Genomic DNA, 19,253 nt, shown 5'->3' on the forward strand with positions numbered 1-19,253 from the left:
TGTTAATTTGTCTATTATTTAGCCCATCAATCGACTTCAAACCGATTTAATCCCAATTCCAAGTCAGGTCAAAAAATAAAACCCTGACTAAATCCAAATTTAATCAGGGTTTGTCAATAATCTGAAAAGCCTCTTACGAGGCTTTTTTTATTTATTCAGGTTTTAAATGACGAGGTCTAAAGCCTGTGAGCAACAAACCAATGGCATATGCCAAAGCACCTGCTATACACAATGCTCCTAATTCAACAATTTTCATCCATGTCGACAAATGACCACTATAAAGATGTAGACCATACGCCAAAGCAGCGATCATACAAATATTGGCAATCGCATATTGGCTAAAGATTTTTTTCCAGTGCGCACCAAAACGGTAAATATTGCGTTTATGCAGGTAATAATACAGCATTCCTGCATTCACAAAAGCCGAGCCAGACGAGGCAATTCCCAGCGCCATATGCTCTGCTTCCCAATGAATCAATTTAAAGAAGCTAATTAAAATCACGTTTAAAATCGCATTGGCTGCAACCGCCATCAATCCAACCCGCACGGGCGTTTTGGTGTCTTGCTGTGCATAGAACCCTGGAGCAAAGACTTTAATCAACATAAATGCCAGCACACCACCACTCATACATTGCAATGCCAATGCCGTCATGCGTGTATCTTCTGCGGTAAATTCACCACGTTCAAACAAGGTCTGGATGATCGGTGTGGAGAGCATAAACAGTGCCACACTTGCAGGTACACCCACCATAATGATGACCCGTGCAGCCCAGTCAATCATGCCACGAAAGCGTTCTAAGTCTTGCTCGGCATGACGGGCAGAAAGTGACGGTAAAATCACCGTACCAATCGCTACACCAATTAAACCCAATGGTAACTCTGTCATGCGTTCGGCACTGTATAACCAAGACACCGAGCCACTTTGCATGAACGATGCCCAAATGGTATTTAACAATAAATTAATTTGCGTTACCGATACCCCGAATAATGCAGGCAGCATCAGTTTAAGAATACGCTCTACCCCTTCATGCTTAAAGTCGACACGTGGTGGAATCAGCAATTTTTTACGCCATAATTCAGGAATCTGAATGGCAAGCTGAATGATCCCTGCGGCAAGCACCGCCCACCCTAAAGACATAATCGGTGTTTGCAGATAAGGTGTTAACCACCATGCCCCTGCAATCATCACAAGGTTAAGTAAAACTGGTGAAAAAGCTGGACTAAAAAAAGACCCGTAACTGTTTAAAATACTGCTCGCAAATGCGGTAAGTGACATAAACATCAAATACGGAATCGTTAACCGAAACATGGTGACGGCCTGATCAAACTTTTCAGGGTCGCCATGAAACCCCGGTGCATAGATGTAAACCACAGCCGGTGCAATAATCATTGCCAGTAAGGTAATCGAAGACATCACCACCAGTAAGCAACCAAAAACCCGACTAATCAGAATTTGGACTTCTGCATGTACACGTCCTGAACGGTATTCCGTCAATACCGGAATAAATGCTTGAGAAAATGCGCCTTCTGCGAACAACCGCCGAAAAAAGTTGGGAATACGGAATGCAACCACAAAGACGTCAAACTCTTTACCCGCACCAAACACGTTGAGTAGCACCATATCTCGGACTAATCCTAGTACACGAGACAGCATGGTCATTGCACTCACCATAAAAGTCGACCGCCAGAGCGCCATCGCTTACACCTAAGTCAAATTTGAAGTGGCTATTTTAAAGAAAACCCAACTGAATTTCGTTAATTATTCTTCAATTTATGTGTTTTTCTTTGTGTAATAGATTTCGAAAGTGCATCCAGTCAAAATAAGGCCCCGGATCTGTTTTGCGTTGGGGTGCAATATCGGAATGCCCTGCCAAATGCTGCAAAATTTCAGGATATGCCTGCTGTAAACAAGCCACCACTTTCGCCAAAGCCTGATATTGCACTGGTTCAAACGCTTGATCATCCGAACCTTCAAGCTCAATCCCAATCGAATAATCATTACATTCTGGCAAGCCTAAATACCGAGAACGCCCTGCATGCCATGCACGGTCATTAAAATTAACAAACTGAATGACTTCGCCTGTGCGCAAAATCAGCAAATGAGCGGAAACCTGCATTCCTTCAATGCTTTTAAAATAAGGATGTGCATCCCAATCTAACTGGTTTTGAAAAAACTGCTGAATGTACCCGCCACCGAACTGATCTGGCGGCAAACTAATGTTATGAATCACCACCAATTGAATTTGGGTATTGGCTGGACGTTGATTAAAATTTGGAGAAGCAATAAATTTTGCCCCGAGCAGCATGCCCTCTTTGACTTGAAAAGAATGAGGTTCAGGCATGTACAGACTCCATAAAAAATCGTATTTAACTGGATTATAATACCAGTCTGACTCAAATCCAGTGCTTGTTTACATCTTATCCAAGAGATTGCACTGCGCTTATTTTTACTTTTTGTGCAACAACGATTAACATGCTCTTTCAATATTTTTCATTGTGGTCACCATGGATCAATATTCTCCGTACAAAGGCAAATCTGGCATTAAACGTATTATGAATGCCACAGGTTACTCCGTTGCAGGCTTTAAGTCCGCTTTTCGCCATGAAGCTGCTTTTCGTCAGATTATACTGCTCAATATTGTCCTACTTCCTATTAATTTATATTTAGATCTCAGTAAAATCGAACATCTAGTGCTGATTTTAATCGGGTTATTGGCACTCATTGTCGAGCTATTTAACTCTGCAATTGAAGCTGTTGTCGATCGGGTTTCGTTAGAAAAACATCCTTTGGCCAAAAATGCCAAAGACATGGGCAGTGCTGCTCAGTTTGTTGCACTTGCCATGATTGGTATAACATGGGGTGTGATTCTCTTGTTTTAAAATTAGAAAAGGCTTCCGAAGAAGCCTTTCATTTCAACAGCATTGGTATTTCAATTACCAGCCTAACGCTTCTTGCTGTTTTTGAATCAACTCTTTAATGCCTTTTTCAGCAAGTTCCAACATAGCATTGTTTTGGCTGCGTGTGAAAGGTTTATCTTCCGCAGTCCCCTGAATTTCGATGAATTCACCTGATTGTGTCATCACAACATTCAAGTCAGTCTGGCAATTTGAATCTTCTTCATAGCACAAATCTAGCAAAGCTTCATCTTGATAGATGCCCACTGAAATTGCAGCAACCAAACCTTTTAAAGGGTCTTTTTTAATTTTCTTTTGCTCAAGCAAGACATTCATGGCATCAACCAATGCCACTGCCGCACCTGTAATGGATGCTGTACGTGTACCACCATCGGCCTGAATCACATCACAGTCAATCGTAATTGTATTTTCACCCAGTTTTTTTAAGTCGACCATCGCACGTAAGCTACGGCCAATTAAACGCTGAATTTCTTGTGTACGACCTGTTTGTTTACCACGTGCTGCTTCACGGTCTGAACGTGTATGTGTTGAACGTGGCAACATGCCGTATTCTGCGGTAACCCAACCTTGCCCCTGACCTTTTAGAAAACGTGGCACACTGTGGTCAATACTTGCAGTACAGAGCACTTTAGTATGTCCAAATTCAACCAAAACAGAACCTTCGGCATAACGGGTATAGTTGCGCGTAATTTTTACATCACGTAATTGATCGAGTGCACGCTGGTCAAGACGCATAGTTTTTCCTATTGTGTTGCTGCAAATTGCGACAGATTATAGCAGAAAGCCACTGCCTTGCGTGGCTGTTGTTACCCATGCAATATGTAGAAAACATCTTCAATTATCATCATCTTTAACGCTAGCGCATCGAAATAACTCTAGGTAAACTATTTCTCAATTCTGACCAGAGATATTACGCATGTCGATACGTGCCGAACGCAAATTGCAAAGTCAGCAGTGTATTATGGAAACCGTATTGGCTTTAGGATATTCGGGACACAATTTTAGTAGCATCAGCCTACGTCAGCTCGCCCGTGAAGTCGGAATCGTTCCGAGTGCGTTATATCGTTATTTCCAAAATAAAGAGGCCCTTGCATCAGCATTGCTTGATCAGGTTGCGTTGGTCATTAAAAGTGATTTAGGTTTGATGATCGACTGTTTTTTTCAACATCCTACGTCTTTATCGCAACTACAGAAATTTTTTACTCACATCGAGCAACAGGCTTTATATTGGCATTTTTTTATTGCTGAACGCTGGGGCGGTTTTTCCTTATTGCAAGAAAAAATCGAACAGGAAATTGAGGATTTAACCGACAATCTTGCCCAAAGGCTGAAACGTCAAGCCTGTTTACCCGTGATCTACCAGCAACAAGAAAAAACCTTGGCAACAATTTTGCTGCCATTGTCTTTTGGATGGATCATGCGCTGGCTTCAAACCAGACACACACCACAAGCAATCGAAAAAACCCAACAACTTTTACAGCAGTTTCAATCACAAATGACGATTCTAAATAGGGTGTGATTAAAACCACTGTTCAATAAACATTTAGAATCTAAAGTTTTTTTGCCAACAAGGTCGCAAAGCGCTGTTTAATCCGTTGGCCATTTTCATCTAGACGATGCAGCCCTCCGACGTTCTCATTGTATTTTAAGATTGTCCAATCTTGATAATAATCACGTAACTCGCCCGTACTAAAGGCAAAAGGGAAAAATGGCTGTGCGGGATAATCTTGAGTATCCATAGCACAGACTATCAGGTTTAATCCCCCCGAAACAGTTGCCTGCTGCATCTGAGCAATCAATTTTGGGATCGTTTCGGGCTGTAAAAACATCATCACCACTGTACAGCAAATAAAGTTATAACTTTTTGTAATTTCAGGGTTTTGATTCAAGTCACGAATCTGAGTTTTTACATTCTGAATTTGCTCAGCATCTAAAATTTCATTTAATTGTTGGATGCTGTTTGGGTTAACATCCCACGCATCTAGATCAAAACCATTTTGGCTTAAAAATAAAGTATTACGTCCTGTACCACATCCGACATCGAGTGCTTGCCCTCCTTTTAGCTGAGGCAACGCTGCAAGAATTTCCGAGTGTGTTTCAGTTAGCTGATATTTTTTAGAAAAGTAAGCATCTTTTTCACAATAAAAACTGAGCTGACATTGGATATCAGCACTTGCAGCAACAATTTTGTGCCATGCCTGAGGCTCAATAAAAGGGGGTTGATGCTCTACAGAAAAATGATGCTCAGATAAAGTATTTCCCTGTTCATCCAACATTGCAAAATCTAAGTGCCCCGATAAAATCGTCAGCTTTGCCCATGTGCCTTTTTTTGTATTATGTTGGTCTTTAAAACCTTCTGGAATTGAGCTCAAATTCCAAACTGGCAATTGTTTATAGCAGAGAAGCTGTTTCATTATTTTATACACCCCATATTGATGGTCACTCAAAACTTAAAGTCCGTTCCGCTTTGTTCCTTTATTTTCCCTCTTCTTTAATTATAATTTGGTTATTTTAGACCTAAAAAAGGGAGCATTGCCCCCTTCTCTTCACTATTTTTATAAATTATTTCGCTTTACGCTCTTGGTTCACCAAGTAGGTAAGTACTTGAGTGACTTTACCATCTTCACCCTGAATCAGGTATTTACCATTGACCACAACCGCAGGCACACCCGTTAACTGATATTGAGCCGCTAATTTATTTGACTCTGCAACTTTGGCACTTACAGCAAATGAGTTGTAGGCTGTATTAAATTTGCTTTCAGGTATACCATATTTGGTAAAGAATTTTGCCGCAGAAGCCTGATCAAAGATTTGCTGGTTTTGCAAATGAATCGCATCAAATAATGCCAAATGAGTACGTTTACGGACACCCAATTGTTCAGAAGCATAATAGGTACGCGCACCAGATTCCCAAACAGGATTCATTGCCGCAGGTGAACGTACAAAGTTCACATCTTTTGGCATTGTTTTTAACCATGTTTGCATGTGCGGTTCTAATTTAAAGCAGTGTGGGCAGCCATACCAAAAAAATTCACGTACTTCTACTTTCCCTGGAACGCTCACTTTCCCCGGATTTTTTAGTATCGTATAGTCTTTACCTGCAACAAAGTTTTCTGCCATTGCGCTTGCAGAGAACGCCATAATCGCGGCTGCCAGACCGTGCATAACAAGTTTTTTCATGGACTCAATTATCCTGTTCAAGAATTTTTGGTTATCTTATTCTCTAACTATAAAACATCTATACAAAAAGCGTCTGTTTTCTGTGAACTTTTTTACAGCTTTTATCGCTTTTTTTCTAAGAAACGCTACACTAACCACTATTGAAAAAAACAAATGCTATAGATTAAGGTGAATGTCATGTCACAGCTGAATGTTGATCCACAGGAAATCGCAAAATTTGAAGCACTCGCAGAAAAATGGTGGGACCAGCATTCCGAATTTAAACCATTACACCAAATCAATCCGTTACGCTTAAACTGGATTGACGAACACGCAGAAGGCTTACGTGGTAAAAAAGTCCTTGATGTCGGGTGTGGCGGTGGAATTCTGGCTGAAAGCATGGCACGTCGTGGTGCAGATGTTCTCGGGATCGATATGGGTGAAGCACCTCTTGCTGTTGCACAACTTCATGCCCAGCAACATCAGGTGAATAACATTCAATACAAACAAATTCCTGTAGAACAGCTCGCAGAAGAACAAGCAGGACAATATGATATTGTGACCTGTATGGAAATGCTCGAGCATGTTCCAAACCCTGCTTCCATTCTTCAAGCTTGTCAACGCCTCGTTAAACCTAATGGTTATGTGTTCTTTTCAACCATTAACCGTAATCCAAAATCGTATTTATTCGCCATTATTGGGGCGGAATACGTACTACGGATGTTACCGAAAGGCACACATGATTATCACAAATTCATCCGTCCGTCAGAACTGGCTCAAGATATCAAAAACGCAGGGTTAGAACTCAAAGCCATGACTGGGCTACACTATAACCCACTCACCAAACATTATTGGCTTGCGCCCAATGTCGATGTGAACTACATGGTGTATACAAAAAATCTAGGTGCATAATGAAAGCGGTTTTATTCGATTTAGATGGGACACTCATCGATACAGCAGCAGACTTTATCCGCATTATTCAGCAAATGTGCAAAGAAGAGCAACGTGAAGTTGTCGATGCAGATGCCATTCGTATGCAAGTGTCTGAAGGTGCCCGTGCAATGGTCAAACTGGTATATCCAGAGTTGGCCGTTGATGACGCAACATTTTTGGCGCATCGCCAGCGCTTCTTAGACATTTATGCTGAAAATATTGTGATTGATACCGACCTTTTTGAAGGTATGTATCCTCTGCTGGCACAATTAGAACAACGAGGCATTCCGTGGGGCATTGTCACCAATAAACCACGTTCCTTGACTGAGTCTTTATTACAAAAACTACAATTAGAACGACGCTGTTCTGTATTAGTCTGTCCTGAGGATGTAGTACGAACCAAACCAGACCCTGAGCCGATGTTTCTGGCGGCTCAGCAGCTTGAGATTGATCCCCAGCAGATTATCTATGTAGGAGATCATCCTCGGGATATTGATGCAGGTCGTCATGCACAGATGTATACTATTTTAGCGGCCTATGGTTATTTACCACTTGAACACCGTCATGACCTCAAGGCATGGCAAGCCGACTGTATTATTGACAGTGTGCCGCAGTTACAGCAAATTTTAGAACAAAAGCTTCAACAATAAATAATGATTTACCAAGAACAGGAGGTTTCATTATGAAATATTCAGAATACCAACCTCGTCCTGACTTATTAAAAGACAAAATTATTTTAATTACAGGTGCAGGCGATGGGATTGGGCGAGCAGCTGCCATCAGCTATGCCTTACATGGTGCAACTGTCGTCTTACATGGCCGCACCTTAAATAAGCTCGAAGTGATTTATGATGAAATCGAAAGTCTAGGTGCGCCTCAACCTGCAATTTTACCCTTACAGCTTTCGACTGCATCCTCTCGTGAATACGAACATTTAGTGACCATGCTAGAAGAACAATTTGGCCGTCTGGATGGCATTTTGCACAATGCAGGCGTACTCGGCGCTCGTGTACCACTTTCAGATTATCCTATCGAAACATGGGATGAAGTCATGGCGGTGAATCTTCGCGCGCCTTTTGTTTTGACTCAGGCACTTTTGCCTCTTTTACAAAAATCAGAAAATGCTTCTGTTGTTTTCGCCACCTCTGGGGTTGGTCGTGAAGCACGGGCACTTTGGGGGGCATACTCTGTTTCCAAAGTCGCCATCGAAGCCATGAATAAAATTTTTGCGAGCGAAAATAGCTTCCCTAATATCCGTTATAACTGCTTAAATCCGGGGGCAACACGGACAGCAATGCGCGCCAAAGCCTACCCTCAGGAAGACCCTCTAAGCTTACCTACACCTGAAAGTCTTATGCCAGCCTATCTTTATTTAATGGGTGAAGATAGTGTGCATATGACAGGTGAAAGTATTGATGCACAAAATTAATTAATTTATTCATATATTAACACTTAGTATTATATCGGGTGCTGAGCCCTAATAAACAATAATATTTAGGCGATATTCATGTTTTATCCTGATTTTATTTTTGTTTTAAAAAAATGATGCCATGATCTTCACAGTTTCTCTGCATTTATTTTATACAGTACATACAGCACCCTGCTATTGGGTTAAAAGAAATTTTGAAGGTGTCGAATGAAACGATTTCTGATCACACTCATCATCAGTTTCTCGACATGGCTTAACTTTTCTGTCGTTTTTGCTAATCCACCTAGAGGCTATACAAACTTCGGTGAAAAATCTGACGGTGATACAGTCATGTATGGATCTCATTACGATCGCCGTGGTCCCCCAAAAGATATGTTTGAGGACTTACAAGAACGTCGTCGTCAACGAGAAGAACTCGGTTTTCAGCGTTTAAGACAAATGAAATGGCAAAAAGGTTATACCATGCCACAACATTATCGTGGTGATAGTTATAAAGTCGATTATTCGGAATATCGCTTGCCCCGACCTGAACGAAATCAGCAATGGTATAAAATCAATAATGATTATTTACTAATTGATTCAGGGAATAATGTCATTATTGATACTCGCTAAATCCTAGAAAATCAAAAAGCGCCATCAGGCGCTTTTTTATGATGAAAGCGTTTTTACATTAACTTAACGCCCTGCTGTCCCGCAGGTGTCACTTTAAAAATTTCGACTTCAAAAGTAATGTTTTTGCCCGCAAGCGGATGGTTAAAATCTACTTCGGTGATGTCATCATTCACTGTTTTGACCACACCAAACAAGTTTGATTTAGCTTTGTCTTCAAATTCAATCATATGCCCAATCACAGGACGCTGTTCAAACTTGACGGTATCAAAACGCTGAATGTTTTCTGGGTTCCACTCACCAAAAGCTTCTTCTGGTGGAAGATGAACCGTACGACGATCCCCAGCTCTTAGGCCAAACAATGCCTTTTCAAATCCTGGAAGGAGATTTCCATCCCCAATCACAAGACTTACAGGTTCTGGACGGCTACGGGTATTGTCAATTTCAACGCCATTTTCAATCGCAACTGAAAAATGCAAATCGACCTTTGCCCCATCGCTAATCCGAATTTCTTCTGTTGGATGAATAATCTCTGTCATGTTATTTCTTCACAGCTGCTTTGCGGTGTTTTTCCAAAAAGAAGGTATCAATTAATAATAAAATTGTACCTAAGGTGATTGCACTATCTGCAACATTAAAGGCTGGGAAATTATGGTTTTGGTAATACACATGAACAAAATCGACCACATAACCCAAAGTGACCCGATCAATCAGATTACCCAATGCGCCACCCAAAATAAGTGCAATGGCAGCAGGTAAGACTTTGATGGTCTTTGGCATTTTCATGAGCCAAAACACAAACACCAAAGAGACAGCACCTGCCAGCCCCATAAACAGGTATTGTTGCCAACCCCCTGCGTCAGATAGGAAACTAAATGCCGCACCGTAGTTATGCAGTAATGTCCAGTTTAGAAACGGTAACACATGTAGTGGTTCAGCATAATTTAGGTGTGTACTGGCAATGTGTTTTGTCCATTGATCCAGCACAATGGCAAGGACTGAAAGTCCAAGCCAAATTAAATTATGTGCATAAAAAACCACGCCTTTTTGTTGCGGATTAGGCATATTTTCTCTCTTCACCTTGACCTGCGACGTTGATAATACAACGCGAACATAAACCAGGATGTGCCGTATGTGTATTTACATCAGGTAGAACATGCCAGCAACGAGCACATTTCTCACCTGAAGCAGCCGTAACCTGTACCCGTAACCCTTCAAGCTCGGTTGCTTCACCTTGTTCGGCAAAGGCATGAACCTGAACCTGAGACGTAATGAGTACAAAACGCAATTCATCGCCCAAAGTATTCAACACGTTTTCAAGTGCAGCATCTGCCCATAATTCAACTTTAGCAGAAAGGTTACTACCGATGAGTTTAGCGTTACGCGCAACTTCAATCTGTTTATTTACTGCTGATTTTATTTGAATTAATGTTTGCCAATCTGCTTCAGAAAGTAAGTTTGTGGTTACTGTCGGAATTTCATACCACTCTGTTGTAAACACATACTGTTCAGATTGTTCAGGAATCAGCGGCCATGCTTCTTGTGCTGTGAAGCTTAGAATTGGGCTCATCCAACGAACAAAAGCCTGTACCAAATGATACAACGCGGTCTGTGCCGAATGACGTGCTTTTGAATCTGCCTTAGTCGTGTATTGACGGTCTTTGATGATGTCGAGGTAGAAACCACCCAAGTCATTAATACAGAAGTTCGTTAATGAACTACACACAACGTGGAAATTCATTTCATCATACGCTTGCGTAATCACCTTTTGAACGTCATTGGCACGTTGCAAAATGTACTGATCTAACGCAACCAACTGTTCTACTGGCAACAAATCTGTCGATGGTTTAAAACCATTTAAGTTCGCCAACAAGAAACGTAAAGTGTTACGAATACGGCGGTAGCTATCGCTGACACGGCTAAAGATTTCTTTTGATGCTGCAATTTCATAACGATAATCGCTTGATGCAACATACAAACGCAAACCATCCGCACCCAATTGCTTGATGATTTCTTCAAGCGGGATGTAATTACCTAAAGATTTAGACAGTTTACGACCTTTTTCATCTACCGTGAAACCATGTGTTAACAAGGCTTTATATGGTGCACGACCATTGATTGCCATTGAAGTCAACAATGATGACTGGAACCAGCCACGATGTTGGTCTGAACCTTCTAAGTACAAATCAGCAGGGCTATGTAGCTCTGGACGTTTTTCAAGTACTGCATAGTGCGTTGTACCAGAGTCGAACCAAACATCTAAGGTGTCGCGAACGCAGTTGTACTGTTCAGCTTCATCGCCCAAGAAATCTGCCGGAGTACGATTAAACCAAGCATCAATACCTTCTTGTTCAATCAGTTTGGCAACCGCTTCAACCAATTCAGCCGTGCGCGGATGTAATTCGTTGGTGTCTTTATGAACAAAGAACGGAATTGGAACACCCCACGTGCGTTGACGTGAAATACACCAGTCAGGACGACCATCAATCATCGACTCAATACGGTTTTGACCCCAGTTTGGAACAAACTGAATGTCATTTTCAATGGCGTTTAATGCGCCTTGGCGTAAACCTTGTTGATCCATGCTGATAAACCATTGTGGTGTCGCACGGAAAATAATTGGGGTTTTATGACGCCAGCAATGTGGGTAGCTGTGACGAATTGCTTCATGCGCCCACAGACGACCCAATTCGCCTAATTTTTCAATAATTTTTGGATTGGCTTTATAAATATGTTCGCCTGCAAACACAGGAGAAGTTGGTAAATAAACACCGTTACCACCAACAGGATTATCGACTGCCAAGTTATATTGCAAACCGACTTTATAGTCGTCCACACCGTGACCCGGTGCAGTATGTACTGCGCCTGTACCGCTTGTAGCAATAACGTGCTCACCTAAAATGACAGGGACTTGACGCTCAGCGATTAAAGGATGCTGTAATGATAACTTTTCAAGCGTTGCACCTACAAAGTCTGCAAGTACCACAGGGTTTTCAAGCTTGTAGCGTTCACACGCAGAAGCAACCAAGTCTTTTGCCAGAATCAGGTTTTGTAAACCTGTTGCGGTTTGAACTTGCACCAATTGGTATTCAATTTCGGCATGTAAAGCAACTGCTTGGTTCGCAGGTAATGTCCACGGTGTTGTTGTCCAAATCACCACATCGGTTGGGTTGGTAACAGTTACCCCCAAACGTGCAGATAAATCAGCAAGATCAACGACACTAAAGCCTACATCAATCGCATCAGATTTTTTATCTTCATATTCAACTTCTGCTTCAGCCAATGCTGAACCACAGTCTAAACACCAGTTGACTGGTTTTAGGCCCGGTTGAATGTGACCATTTTTCTGAATTGCACCCAATGCACGAACAATATCTGCTTCTTGCTTGAAGTTCATGGTGAGATACGGATTATCCCAATCACCCACAATACCTAGACGTTTGAAGTCTTTACGTTGAAGATCAACCTGTTCTAACGCATATTCACGGCAATGTTTACGGAAAGTTGAAGCATCAACTTTCTCGCCTACTTTACCCACTTTTTCTTCGACTTTAAGTTCAATTGGCAAACCATGACAGTCCCAGCCCGGTACATACGGTGCATCGAAACCATCTAAAGTACGGCTTTTTACAATAATGTCTTTTAAAACTTTATTGACAACGTGCCCAAGGTGAATCTGACCATTGGCATACGGAGGGCCATCATGTAATACGTATTTTTTCTTGCCAATACGCGATTCACGAATTCGCTGATAAATGTTGTCGGCGTACCACTCTTCTAACCATTTTTCTTCACGTACTGCCAAATTTGCTTTCATCGCAAAGTCAGTACCCGGCAGGTTTAATGTGGCTTTGTAATCCACTGCATTTTCAGGAGTTTGCTTATCGCTCATGCAAGTTACTTCCAGTTCTCTATCAGAGCTTTCTCTGATGCGTTATACAATCAAATCAATTTAAAAAGGAAACGTGTTGTTGTGCTCACGAAATACTCGCAATTGTACAACATCTTCATGAATTCCTGCTTTTAATGCTTCAAGCGAAGGGTAATTTCGTTCCCCATGCAGGTAGTTTAAAAACGTAACCCGCATTAATAAGCCATACAGATTAGCAGAAACCTCAGGAAAGTGTACTTCTAAACGCCATTCGGGATGTTGTTGCGCAATCGCAGGGCGTGTTCCCACATGACCCGCACCAAACAGACTATCATTTTGATAACCCAATATCCCTTGTTTATGTGGGTTTTCTTGTACTTTATTGACCAATGAAGTGGTTTCACACACCACATCAACGCCATAAATTCCATTTAAACACGGTCGATGTCGATTTAATCGCACATTAATGGTCGGAAAATCAAGCGTTCTTCCCAATTTGTCGCCATGTTGTACCCGACCTGTGATGCTATAAGGTCGCCCCAAAAGCTTTGCAGCCAACGCCAGATCGCCTTGTTGTAGTGTTTGACGAATGCGGGTCGAACTCACCCGTTCACCATCCAACAAAACCGTTTCCAGATTATTCACGTTAAAGCCATATTGCTTTAAAAAGTCACTATTTCCCTGACGGTTTTTCCCAAAATGGAAATCATCCCCAAGTACCAAATGCTGGGCATTTAAGGTGAACTTGAGTAAATCCGCAAATTCCTTTGCACTCTGGTTTCTAAAACTGTCATTAAATTTGGCAACTGCAATATAGTCGACGCCCAATTGCTTGAGATATTCAACTTTTTCACGTAATGAAGTAATTCTAGGCGGTGCGTCATGGCCTTTAAAGAACTCTAAAGGTTGAGGTTCAAAGACAATAACCAGTGTTTTTAACTGTTCAGCGTGTGCAACCTGTTTAAGCTGTTGAATCATCGCCTGATGCCCAAGATGAACACCATCAAAATTACCAATCGTGACAGCCGTTTTTGGTAACTCCAGATCAGATGCGAGTGCATGCAAACGAAGTAGCTTCATAGGTGATTTAAATCTAACCGATGTTTGAAAGTGGTCTATTTTGCCATATTCTCATTGATTCGTCTTGCTTGTTATTTTTGGCTCGGTTTATTTTTAAATAAAGCGACGAAAAACAAAATTTTAAGTCGCTTTATCTTGATTTTTTTGGATATAAACTACAGATTTTCAGCTTCTGATAATGCAGATTTTTCTGCTGTACAGCCACTGAGTAGTAATGCAACAGTATGCTGTATAGCACGCTGATGGAAATTACGGTTACGCAATGTTTTGCCTGTCAGTGCTTCAAACTGAATATCAAAATCGGCATAACTTTGCGTGATTGACCACAAATTGATGATGAAAATTTCAGGATCAATTTCTTTCGCCAGTTTGCCTTGTTCTTGCCACTGCTGTAACACTTTCACTTTACGTTTAAAATGTTTTTTGATTGAACCTTTTAAAACCGTGTGAATATACGGCGCGCCTTGAATAATTTCCAAAGCAAATAATTTAGATGCTTTCGAATGTGCTTTTGAGTATTCAATTTTTTGAATAATGTATTCTGAGAGAACATCTGCAGGTTCTCGATCAACTTCAAATAATTGCAAAGGCTCTAACCATTTTTGCAATACCAGCATCAATACTTCGACATAAAGTGCTTCTTTATTTTCGTAATAATAGAAAATATTCGATTTATGCATCTGCGCCAATTGTGCAATTTCGTCTAGACTTGCCCCACTAAATCCATAGACTGAAAAGACATCTAAAGCAGCGTTTAGAAGCTGATTTCGTTTTTGTGTACTCTTTTTTAGTTCCATTGCCAATCAATACAAACCCAGAGAAATTTAGCAGATAATTGTAGATTAATAATGCAACTTTGTGCAGACCAAGTTAGGTCTTTTCATGCTAACTTGGTCACAAAAAATTCATATTCATCAGAAAAATGCGAAAAGTTAAATTCTTTTCTTAAAAACCAATGAGTTTCGTTGATAGTTATACAAAGCTTGTCTTGCATTTGGCAGATCATCCACCGAAGCCGAGCTAAAACCATGCTCTAAAAACCAGTGGGCGGTTCGGGTGGTCAGCACAAAAAGTTGTTGAATTCCCTTCTCTTTTGCCTGTTCTTCTAAAAAGTGCAAAATCTGGCTGCCTCGGTTTGACTTTCGATAGCCCGGGTGTACCGCAACGCAGGCGATTTCAGCAGACGGAATTTCATTTTCTTGAACTGGAATTGGATACAACGCTGCACACGCCAAAATTGTTCCATCACGTTCAATCACTGCAAACTGATTAATTTCGTTCTCCAGACGCTCGCGTGAACGATACACCAAAATACCTTGTTCCTCTAACGGACGTAATAGATTGATCAGACCGCCAACATCCTGAATGTTAGCAATTCGGACATCTTCATAGTGTGCATCGGTTACCATTGAACCAATCCCGTCACGGGTAAACAGTTCTTGAATCAGTGCGCCATCGTGCGCAAAAGGTAACAGATGTACCCGTTGCACGCCATTTAAGGCCGCATCTCTTGCACCGACCAAATGCAAAGCCTGTATTGGATTTTCTTTTTGTAGGGTAGGAATGAATTCATCCAGTTGATGTGGGGTGATTTCCCGCAACAGTTTACCTTTCTGGTTCAAAATCCCGTGTTGTTGTCCCAGAAAAATTAGTTTATCCGCTTTAAGTGCAATTGCCGTTTTAGTGGCGACTTCTTCGGCCAATAAGTTAAAAACTTCACCTGTGGTTGAATAACCTGTCGGCCCTAAAATGACAATATTATGTTGTTCCAATAAACGGTGCATGGATGCCGCATCGACTGCACGGACTTCACCTGTAAGCTGAAAATCCACGCCATCATGAATCCCATACGGCTTTGCTGTTACCAGATTTCCCGAAATAACATCAATACGTGCCCCATACATCGGTGAGTTTGCCAACCCCATCGAGAGCAGCGCTTCAATTTGCATACGAATTGAACCCACAGCCCCTAACACACAAGGCAACGCCTCACGCGTGGTAATTCTTCGGTTTGAATGAAAAGGGGTGGTTTGCTGTTGTGCATTTAAATATGCATTGATTTGTGGGCGTGCGCCATGCACAAGAACCAAACGGATACCAAGTGAATGGAGTAAGGCAATATCATGAATAATATATTGAAAATTTTCATGCAGTATCGCTTCACCTTCAAACATGATCACAAAGGTCTTGCCCCGATGGGCATTGATATAAGGTGCTGAATTACGAAACCAGTGCAGATAGTCTGAAGTGTGATGGGGGTCTGTTGGCGACATCGTTCTATCCTGCATGAAAGCTTCTATCTAAAAATTTCTACTATATGCAATATCAGGGTCTGTTGACAATTCATCTCTGTACTCAATGCACAATTTTAGCAACGATATTCCCTTACCTTTGCACAGACACGTTGCCTATGACTGTTTTAAATGATGGATCAAAACGAAGATTCATTTTCAACATCAATAACTGTATGTCACACCAACATTCACTGCGGTGGCGTTCCTACGTCCGACAATCGGGCTATCTGCGGCATGGTCAGCCAATCTATTATATGTGCCACCCAATAACGTGCCCCAATGCTGATCTAATTGATGCATCCAGTTAATATTAAGTTGTGTGCCAAGGAGACCACCTTTGGCATGGTATTGGCGGTAGCCACTTCTTTGTTGCTGATTAAAATTCACCCCATAATAGGTATTCATATAACGATCATCCGCAGCCAAAATTACAGCTTGCACAGCCACGGTATCGTCCGAGGTTTGTAGCGGAATCAGCGTCAGGGATGCCTGAAATTGAGAGCCTTCACTTTGAGTTAAAGGCAGAGTGACTTTTATTTCTGGAATAAGCCAAGGTTTCATTTGCCATCCAAGTGCAACAGCCGTATTTAAACTGCCCTTGATTTCCCCCATGCCTTGTAAGTTCTTGGCTCCCTCCCGCCAGCTCGAATTTTTTTCTGCACGTCCAAACGAATATCCAAGTGTATGTTCTAAATAAAGACCATTTGCCGCTTGCAGGTCATAACCAATACCTTTGGTAGTATCAATAAAAAAAGCACCTTTTCGCATCTGAAACAGTGGATCAACTTGCCAAGTATTATCCTTAGAACCACTGTAACGCGGTGCAGATTGTCCCACGCCCCCAATCACTGTTGGTGGATCTTGTGGAATATCAAGGTTTTCTGCAAATATCGCGGGGCTAATTCCCAATTGAGCCAAAAGCAAAAAAGCATTCAATTTAGTGTTCATAAATTTCCCTTCAACTCGACTAAACACACTGTTATAGTTTTCACTGAGAAGAAGGATGTCGCACTAGAATCAATAGAGATTCAGGAAATATTCAAGAATGTGTCAAGGCAAATAAATGAAACAAAAAACTGCATTAGTCATTGAAGATGACCGTGACGCAGCCAGCGTTTTAGAGGCATATTTACAACGGGAAAATTTTGATGTCCTCTTGGCATACGACGGACAAAAAGGACTTGAAATTGCATTACAAACCAAGCCCGATATTATTTTACTGGATGTAATGCTACCGCGTTTAAATGGCACAGAAGTACTGGCAAGTCTGCGTAAAAAAATCAATACGCCCATCATTATGCTGACCGCTATGGGCGATGCGACCGATAAAATCGGAGCATTACGCTACGGTGCCGATGACTATGTGGTGAAGCCTTATCACCCCGGTGAAGTCATGGCACGGGTACAGGCCGTGCTACGTCGTACTCAAGCCGCACATGACACGGTTGATTTGCTTCGCTACAAATCATTAACGGTGGACTGTTCTGCCATGAGTGCCATTTTAACCACCCCTGAAAAACGGATTATTCTGGAACTCACGCCCACAGAGTTTAGCCTACTGACCACGCTGCTACGTGCGCCCTTAAAAGTCTTTACCCGCTTTGAACTTTTAGAAGCCTGTTTACCCGAAAGCAATGCCCTTGAGCGTGTCATGGATACGCATATTTATAATCTCAGAAAAAAACTTGAACAAGGCGGACTTGATGAGGTTTTAATTAATGTCCGTGGCATTGGCTATCGGTTTTCACAACTATGAAACGCCCCGAGTCCTATAGTTTATGGCGCTGGTTCTGCCTCAGAATATTTTCACTGGCAATTGGAAGTATCGTACTAATTGCACTGTGTATGTGGTTGCGCTATGTCTTTTTAAACTGGTGGGTGCTCAAACAAATGCCTTTGGTCACCCGACAGGAATTTTTGTATTTAAGAGAACATCCCAACGTCAATGCAGGACGTTTTAATCAACTGGTGGATATTTGGTATGGGCAGTCTTATTCAGACCCGTCTATTACTTCTACAGACTTGGGACTACTCGGAATTTTAGTCATTGTGGTCACCCCAATGATGGTGACTTTGGGCTTACGAGCAGCAAGACCACTCTCAAAACAGTTTAGTCATTTGGCAAAAGCAGCAAAGGCCGTAACCGATGGACATTTTGATGTCAGCGCCACACAGGAAAAACAAGCCCCGCAGGAATTACTTGAACTGACACATGACTTTAATGCCATGACTCGCCAACTGGCACGTTATGACAAAGAATTACGCACTTCTCACGTTGCTCTCGCGCACGAATTACGCTCGCCTCTCACCGCAGCAATGGGCAGATTACAAGGAATGCTAGATGGTGTTTTTCCAAGTGATCCCAAACAATTAACCATGGTCATGAATCAGCTACAGCATTTAAATCGGTTGGTGGAAGATTTACATTTTTTATCACTAGTCGATGCCAACCAACTGTTGCTCCATCAGGAAAATGTTGCGCTGTATGCACTGCTTCAAGAAAAAATTTTATGGCTCCAACCGCAATTTGACCAACTCCAGTTCCATGTCGAAAACCATGTACCGCCTTCGCTGACATTGCATGTCGATGCCCTTCGTTTAGGGCAACTATTTACGATATTGCTTGAAAATGCCTTACGTTATGCTGCCGATGGCAAAAAAATAACGGTTGATGCCATCGAAACATCTCAGAATTGGCAACTTTCTTTTCGAGATTATGGTCAGGGGGTAAGTGATGCCTTTCTTCCACAGATTTTTCAGAAATTTACCCGTGCCGATGACTCGCGTGCCAGACATTCTGGCGGTAGTGGTTTGGGACTATCAATTGCCAAAGCCATTGCAGAAGCACATGGCGGTTCGCTAACGGCAGAGAATCATCCTCAAGGGGGGTTACAGCTCTTGTTGCTATTACCGAAATGATGTTGCCGCCCTTACAGAAGAATAGATCTCCATCTTGATGATT

Annotated in this window: 20 protein-coding genes; 8 read left to right on the forward strand and 12 right to left on the reverse strand. The window is 41.8% G+C overall.

Features of this window, described 5'->3' with window-relative positions:
• Positions 1 to 151: 151 nt before the first annotated feature.
• Entirely contained in the window at positions 152 to 1,696 is a 1,545-nt protein-coding gene (gene murJ / locus ABDV70_RS11000) for a murein biosynthesis integral membrane protein MurJ (protein WP_343597742.1), read from the reverse strand.
• Positions 1,697 to 1,766: 70 nt separating this feature from the next.
• Entirely contained in the window at positions 1,767 to 2,342 is a 576-nt protein-coding gene (gene ampD / locus ABDV70_RS11005) for a 1,6-anhydro-N-acetylmuramyl-L-alanine amidase AmpD (protein ID WP_343597743.1), read from the reverse strand.
• A gap of 163 nt (positions 2,343 to 2,505) precedes the next feature.
• Between ampD and ABDV70_RS11010 the strand changes: the two genes are divergently transcribed.
• Entirely contained in the window at positions 2,506 to 2,880 is a 375-nt protein-coding gene (locus ABDV70_RS11010; RefSeq protein WP_343597745.1) for a diacylglycerol kinase, read from the forward strand.
• A 54-nt stretch (positions 2,881 to 2,934) separates the two neighbouring features.
• Here the strand turns inward: ABDV70_RS11010 and rph are convergent, their stop codons facing one another.
• Entirely contained in the window at positions 2,935 to 3,651 is a 717-nt protein-coding gene (gene rph / locus ABDV70_RS11015) for a ribonuclease PH (RefSeq protein ID WP_343597747.1), read from the reverse strand.
• A gap of 181 nt (positions 3,652 to 3,832) precedes the next feature.
• Here rph and ABDV70_RS11020 point away from each other — a divergent pair, with 181 nt between their 5' ends.
• Positions 3,833 to 4,435 (forward strand): TetR/AcrR family transcriptional regulator, encoded by a 603-nt coding sequence (locus ABDV70_RS11020; protein WP_343597749.1) that lies wholly within the window; start codon positions 3,833 to 3,835, stop codon positions 4,433 to 4,435.
• Positions 4,436 to 4,466: 31 nt separating this feature from the next.
• Here the strand turns inward: ABDV70_RS11020 and tehB are convergent, their stop codons facing one another.
• Both tehB and ABDV70_RS11030 read right to left on the reverse strand, forming a co-directional pair.
• Positions 4,467 to 5,330, reverse strand: a complete 864-nt coding sequence (tehB, locus tag ABDV70_RS11025) for an SAM-dependent methyltransferase TehB (RefSeq protein WP_343597751.1) — start codon at positions 5,328 to 5,330, stop codon at positions 4,467 to 4,469.
• 148 nt (positions 5,331 to 5,478) lie between these two features.
• The gene (locus tag ABDV70_RS11030) at positions 5,479 to 6,096 is read right to left on the reverse strand and encodes a thiol:disulfide interchange protein DsbA/DsbL (protein ID WP_343597753.1); all 618 of its coding nucleotides are present in this window, start codon (positions 6,094 to 6,096) and stop codon (positions 5,479 to 5,481) included.
• A 177-nt stretch (positions 6,097 to 6,273) separates the two neighbouring features.
• Between ABDV70_RS11030 and ubiG the strand changes: the two genes are divergently transcribed.
• The 4 genes from ubiG (at position 6,274) to ABDV70_RS11050 (ending at position 9,049) form a co-directional block, all read left to right on the forward strand.
• Positions 6,274 to 6,987: a bifunctional 2-polyprenyl-6-hydroxyphenol methylase/3-demethylubiquinol 3-O-methyltransferase UbiG gene (ubiG, locus tag ABDV70_RS11035; RefSeq protein ID WP_343597755.1), complete on the forward strand. Its 714-nt coding sequence runs from the start codon at positions 6,274 to 6,276 to the stop codon at positions 6,985 to 6,987.
• Positions 6,984 to 7,658, forward strand: a complete 675-nt coding sequence (locus tag ABDV70_RS11040) for an HAD-IA family hydrolase (protein ID WP_343597820.1) — start codon at positions 6,984 to 6,986, stop codon at positions 7,656 to 7,658. The genes ubiG and ABDV70_RS11040 overlap by 4 nt, the downstream gene beginning before the upstream one ends.
• A gap of 32 nt (positions 7,659 to 7,690) precedes the next feature.
• Positions 7,691 to 8,437 carry a YciK family oxidoreductase gene (locus ABDV70_RS11045; protein ID WP_343597757.1) on the forward strand — a complete coding sequence of 249 codons (747 nt, stop codon included), beginning with the start codon at positions 7,691 to 7,693 and terminating at the stop codon, positions 8,435 to 8,437.
• Between the two features lie 207 nt (positions 8,438 to 8,644).
• Positions 8,645 to 9,049, forward strand: coding sequence for an RcnB family protein (locus tag ABDV70_RS11050; protein ID WP_343597758.1), 405 nt, complete (start codon positions 8,645 to 8,647; stop codon positions 9,047 to 9,049).
• Between the two features lie 53 nt (positions 9,050 to 9,102).
• On the opposite strand, the gene ABDV70_RS11055 is transcribed toward ABDV70_RS11050, so the two are convergent.
• The 7 genes from ABDV70_RS11055 to ABDV70_RS11085 all read right to left on the reverse strand — a co-directional run bounded on the left by ABDV70_RS11055 (position 9,103) and on the right by ABDV70_RS11085 (position 17,239).
• Positions 9,103 to 9,585: a peptidylprolyl isomerase gene (locus ABDV70_RS11055; protein WP_343597760.1), complete on the reverse strand. Its 483-nt coding sequence runs from the start codon at positions 9,583 to 9,585 to the stop codon at positions 9,103 to 9,105.
• 1 nt (position 9,586) lies between these two features.
• Entirely contained in the window at positions 9,587 to 10,111 is a 525-nt protein-coding gene (gene lspA, locus ABDV70_RS11060; RefSeq protein ID WP_343597762.1) for a signal peptidase II, read from the reverse strand.
• Positions 10,104 to 12,938 (reverse strand): isoleucine--tRNA ligase, encoded by a 2,835-nt coding sequence (gene ileS, locus ABDV70_RS11065; RefSeq protein WP_343597764.1) that lies wholly within the window; start codon positions 12,936 to 12,938, stop codon positions 10,104 to 10,106. Before ileS ends, lspA begins: the two co-directional genes overlap by 8 nt.
• Before the next feature lie 60 nt (positions 12,939 to 12,998).
• The gene (ribF, locus tag ABDV70_RS11070; RefSeq protein WP_343597765.1) at positions 12,999 to 13,997 is read right to left on the reverse strand and encodes a bifunctional riboflavin kinase/FAD synthetase; all 999 of its coding nucleotides are present in this window, start codon (positions 13,995 to 13,997) and stop codon (positions 12,999 to 13,001) included.
• Between the two features lie 155 nt (positions 13,998 to 14,152).
• On the reverse strand, positions 14,153 to 14,794 hold the full coding sequence (locus tag ABDV70_RS11075) for a TetR/AcrR family transcriptional regulator (protein WP_343597766.1): 642 nt from the start codon (positions 14,792 to 14,794) through the stop codon (positions 14,153 to 14,155).
• A gap of 135 nt (positions 14,795 to 14,929) precedes the next feature.
• The gene (argA, locus tag ABDV70_RS11080; RefSeq protein WP_343597767.1) at positions 14,930 to 16,285 is read right to left on the reverse strand and encodes an amino-acid N-acetyltransferase; all 1,356 of its coding nucleotides are present in this window, start codon (positions 16,283 to 16,285) and stop codon (positions 14,930 to 14,932) included.
• Positions 16,286 to 16,453: 168 nt separating this feature from the next.
• Entirely contained in the window at positions 16,454 to 17,239 is a 786-nt protein-coding gene (locus ABDV70_RS11085) for a MipA/OmpV family protein (RefSeq protein ID WP_343597768.1), read from the reverse strand.
• A gap of 115 nt (positions 17,240 to 17,354) precedes the next feature.
• On the opposite strand from ABDV70_RS11085, the gene ABDV70_RS11090 reads away from it, so the two are divergent.
• Positions 17,355 to 18,047 carry a response regulator gene (locus tag ABDV70_RS11090; RefSeq protein WP_343597770.1) on the forward strand — a complete coding sequence of 231 codons (693 nt, stop codon included), beginning with the start codon at positions 17,355 to 17,357 and terminating at the stop codon, positions 18,045 to 18,047.
• Positions 18,044 to 19,210 carry an ATP-binding protein gene (locus ABDV70_RS11095; RefSeq protein WP_343597771.1) on the forward strand — a complete coding sequence of 389 codons (1,167 nt, stop codon included), beginning with the start codon at positions 18,044 to 18,046 and terminating at the stop codon, positions 19,208 to 19,210. The genes ABDV70_RS11090 and ABDV70_RS11095 overlap by 4 nt, the downstream gene beginning before the upstream one ends.
• Positions 19,211 to 19,253 lie beyond the last annotated feature (43 nt).

Source organism: Acinetobacter sp., assembly GCF_039596015.1.
In the GTDB taxonomy this organism is placed as follows: domain Bacteria; phylum Pseudomonadota; class Gammaproteobacteria; order Pseudomonadales; family Moraxellaceae; genus Acinetobacter.

Bases quoted from the DNA above. Each gene is read 5' to 3' on its own strand.
- ribF (WP_343597765.1), bottom strand. From the start codon at position 13,997: ATGAAGCTACTTCGTTTGCATGCACTCGCATCTGATCTGGAGTTACCA.
- tehB (WP_343597751.1), bottom strand. From the start codon at position 5,330: ATGAAACAGCTTCTCTGCTATAAACAATTGCCAGTTTGGAATTTGAGC.
- ABDV70_RS11010 (WP_343597745.1), top strand. From the start codon at position 2,506: ATGGATCAATATTCTCCGTACAAAGGCAAATCTGGCATTAAACGTATT.
- ABDV70_RS11030 (WP_343597753.1), bottom strand. From the start codon at position 6,096: ATGAAAAAACTTGTTATGCACGGTCTGGCAGCCGCGATTATGGCGTTC.
- ubiG (WP_343597755.1), top strand. From the start codon at position 6,274: ATGTCACAGCTGAATGTTGATCCACAGGAAATCGCAAAATTTGAAGCA.
- ileS (WP_343597764.1), bottom strand. From the start codon at position 12,938: ATGAGCGATAAGCAAACTCCTGAAAATGCAGTGGATTACAAAGCCACA.
- lspA (WP_343597762.1), bottom strand. From the start codon at position 10,111: ATGCCTAATCCGCAACAAAAAGGCGTGGTTTTTTATGCACATAATTTA.
- ABDV70_RS11020 (WP_343597749.1), top strand. From the start codon at position 3,833: ATGTCGATACGTGCCGAACGCAAATTGCAAAGTCAGCAGTGTATTATG.
- rph (WP_343597747.1), bottom strand. From the start codon at position 3,651: ATGCGTCTTGACCAGCGTGCACTCGATCAATTACGTGATGTAAAAATT.
- ABDV70_RS11050 (WP_343597758.1), top strand. From the start codon at position 8,645: ATGAAACGATTTCTGATCACACTCATCATCAGTTTCTCGACATGGCTT.
- argA (WP_343597767.1), bottom strand. From the start codon at position 16,285: ATGCAGGATAGAACGATGTCGCCAACAGACCCCCATCACACTTCAGAC.
- ABDV70_RS11085 (WP_343597768.1), bottom strand. From the start codon at position 17,239: ATGAACACTAAATTGAATGCTTTTTTGCTTTTGGCTCAATTGGGAATT.
- ABDV70_RS11055 (WP_343597760.1), bottom strand. From the start codon at position 9,585: ATGACAGAGATTATTCATCCAACAGAAGAAATTCGGATTAGCGATGGG.
- ABDV70_RS11095 (WP_343597771.1), top strand. From the start codon at position 18,044: ATGAAACGCCCCGAGTCCTATAGTTTATGGCGCTGGTTCTGCCTCAGA.
- ABDV70_RS11090 (WP_343597770.1), top strand. From the start codon at position 17,355: ATGAAACAAAAAACTGCATTAGTCATTGAAGATGACCGTGACGCAGCC.
- ABDV70_RS11045 (WP_343597757.1), top strand. From the start codon at position 7,691: ATGAAATATTCAGAATACCAACCTCGTCCTGACTTATTAAAAGACAAA.
- murJ (WP_343597742.1), bottom strand. From the start codon at position 1,696: ATGGCGCTCTGGCGGTCGACTTTTATGGTGAGTGCAATGACCATGCTG.
- ABDV70_RS11075 (WP_343597766.1), bottom strand. From the start codon at position 14,794: ATGGAACTAAAAAAGAGTACACAAAAACGAAATCAGCTTCTAAACGCT.
- ampD (WP_343597743.1), bottom strand. From the start codon at position 2,342: ATGCCTGAACCTCATTCTTTTCAAGTCAAAGAGGGCATGCTGCTCGGG.